Raw genomic sequence first — 2,522 nt, forward strand, 5'->3', positions numbered from 1 at the left:
TCGAACGCTACGCCGCCCTGGCCCCGCACGCCGAGCTGCGCGGCCTGCTGGCCGACACCACCCGCCTGCAACCTTACCTCTACGGCCGCGACGTGGCCGATTTGCTTACCGATTTCCCCACCGACCAGCTCACCGCCCAAACCCTGGCCGATACCCTGCGCCCGCTGCCGAGCCGCGCCTACTCCATCGCCAGTAGCCTGCTCACGCATCCCGACGAGGTACACCTCACCGTGGGCGCCGTGCGCTACGAGGCCCACGGCCGCCGCAAACAGGGCGTGTGCTCGTCGTTTCTGGCCGACCGCGTGGCGGTGAGCGACGAAGTGCGCGTGTTCGTGGAGCACAACGAGTGCTTCAAGCTGCCGGCCAACCCGGCCACCGACATCATCATGGTGGGCGCGGGCACGGGCATCGCGCCGTTCCGCGCCTTTGTGCAGGAGCGAGCCGAGCTGGGCGCGTCTGGCCGCAACTGGCTGCTGTTCGGCAACCCGCACTTCACCACCGATTTCCTGTACCAGGCCGAGTGGCAGCAGCACCTCAAAAAAGGCGGCTTAACCAAGCTCGACGTGGCTTTCTCCCGCGACCAGGCCGAGAAAATCTACGTGCAGGACCGCCTGCTCGAAAACAGCCGCGAGGTCTTCGGCTGGCTCGAAAGCGGCGCGCAGCTCTACGTGTGCGGCGATAAAAACCGCCTTGGCGGGGCCGTGCAAACGGCGCTGGCGCAGGTGGTGCAGAAAGAGGCTGGCGTATCGGCCGAGGACGCGGCGGCCTACGTGAAGAACCTGCGCAAGCAGCGCCGCTACTTGGAGGACGTGTACTAGCACTCTCGAAAATTCGAAAACCCGTCATGCAGAGCGCAGCGAAGCATCTCGCGTGCCCCTCTAATCCTGACGATTGATTTACTACCCTAGGCGAGATGCTTCGCTGCGCTCTGCATGACGGGCTGATACTGTCTTTACACCAACTATGAAAACCTCTTTCGTGCCCCACACCCCCTGTTGTTGTCGAATGCGCCCGCTTCCCAGCCCCTCCCCTTCGACTTCAACTCCCCAAATTCATGAAATCCTATTACCCCTCCTTCCTCCTTTTTCTCCTCCTGTTTCTGGCTAGCCTCAGCGCGGCCTTTGCCCAAACGCAGCTCATCGCCATTAGCGGCGTGGTGCACGAGAAGGGCACCAACGAAGCCCTGCCCGGCGTTAGCATCAGCGTGAAGGGCGCCAGCACCGGCACCCAGAGCGACGGCGAGGGCAAGTTTTCCCTCAAGGCCAAGCTCACCTACCCGTTCACGCTCGTTTTCAATGCCCTGGGGCACGAGGCCGTGGAGCTGGAAATCGTGAGCAGCAGCCAGCCGCTGAACGTGACGCTCGAAGCCAAGGGCGTGCTTACCAATGAGGTCGTGGTATCGGCTTCGCGGGTAGAGGAAAGCCGGCTGAAATCGCCGGTGGCCATTGAGAAGCTTGATATCCGCGCCATTAAAGAGACGCCCGCGCCCAGCTTCTACGATGCGCTGGAAAACGTGAAGGGCGTGCAGATGCTCACCAGCAGCCTCACCTTTAAAGTGCCTAATACCCGGGGGTTCAATATTCCGAACAACTTCCGCTTCATGCAATTGGTGGATGGCGTCGACATGCAGGCCGCCACGCTGGGCGTACCGCTGGGCAACGCCATCGGGCCCACCGAGCTGGATATTGCCAGCGTGGAGGTAACGCCCGGCGCGGCCTCGGCCCTCTACGGCATGAACGCCATCAACGGCATGGCCAACCTCACCACCAAAAGCCCCTTCACCTATCAGGGCCTGAGCGTGTACCAGAAAGTGGGCGTGAACCACGTGGGCAGCGCCGCCGACCGCAATACCAGCGCCCTCACCGAAACGGCCATTCGCTACGCCCAGGCGCTGGGCAGCCGCTGGGCCTACAAGGTGAACCTCGACTACCTGCGCGGCACCGACTGGCTGGCCAACAACCAGACCGACCAGAACCCGCAGGGCCTTTCGACCTCCAACCCCGCTTTCCCCGAGCTGGCCGGCACCGCCAACCCCGCCGCTGATTTGTGGAACCGCTACGGCGACGATACCAACTCCTCGCTCACCATCACCATCCCCTACCAGGGCAAAAACCAGGCGTTTACGGTGACGCGCACTGGCTACTACGAGAAGGATTTGACCAATCCCATCGTGCGCAACATCAAGGCCGACGCCAGCCTGCACTACAAGCTGACCGATAAGCTGGAGCTGAGCTACGGCTACCGTTTCGGGCTGATGGACGGCGTGTTTCAGCGCGGCAATAAGATTCAGCTCGATGGCGTGACCGTGCAGAACCACAAGCTCGAGCTGAAGGGCACCGACTTTGTGGTGCGCGCCTACACCCTGCTCGAAAACACCGGCAACTCCTACAACCTCAACCCCCTGGCCCTGAACCTGGACCTACAGAACGGCTCCAATGCCGTGTGGGGCGGCAAGTTCCGCACCGCGCTGCAAAGCCAGCTGGCCGCCGGCACCGCCCTCGCGCCCGCCATGGCCGCCGCCC

General features: G+C 63.0%; 2 protein-coding genes. Both read left to right on the plus strand.

Annotation, left to right across the window (positions count from 1 at the left end):
• A partial coding sequence (locus ACYVDE_RS20090; protein WP_460503316.1) for a diflavin oxidoreductase occupies positions 1 to 818 on the plus strand: 818 nt, incomplete at its 5' end.
• A gap of 236 nt (positions 819 to 1,054) precedes the next feature.
• On the plus strand, positions 1,055 to 2,522 hold a 1,468-nt coding region (locus tag ACYVDE_RS20095), incomplete at its 3' end, for a carboxypeptidase-like regulatory domain-containing protein (protein WP_460503317.1).

It is taken from the genome of Hymenobacter agri, from assembly GCF_054778495.1.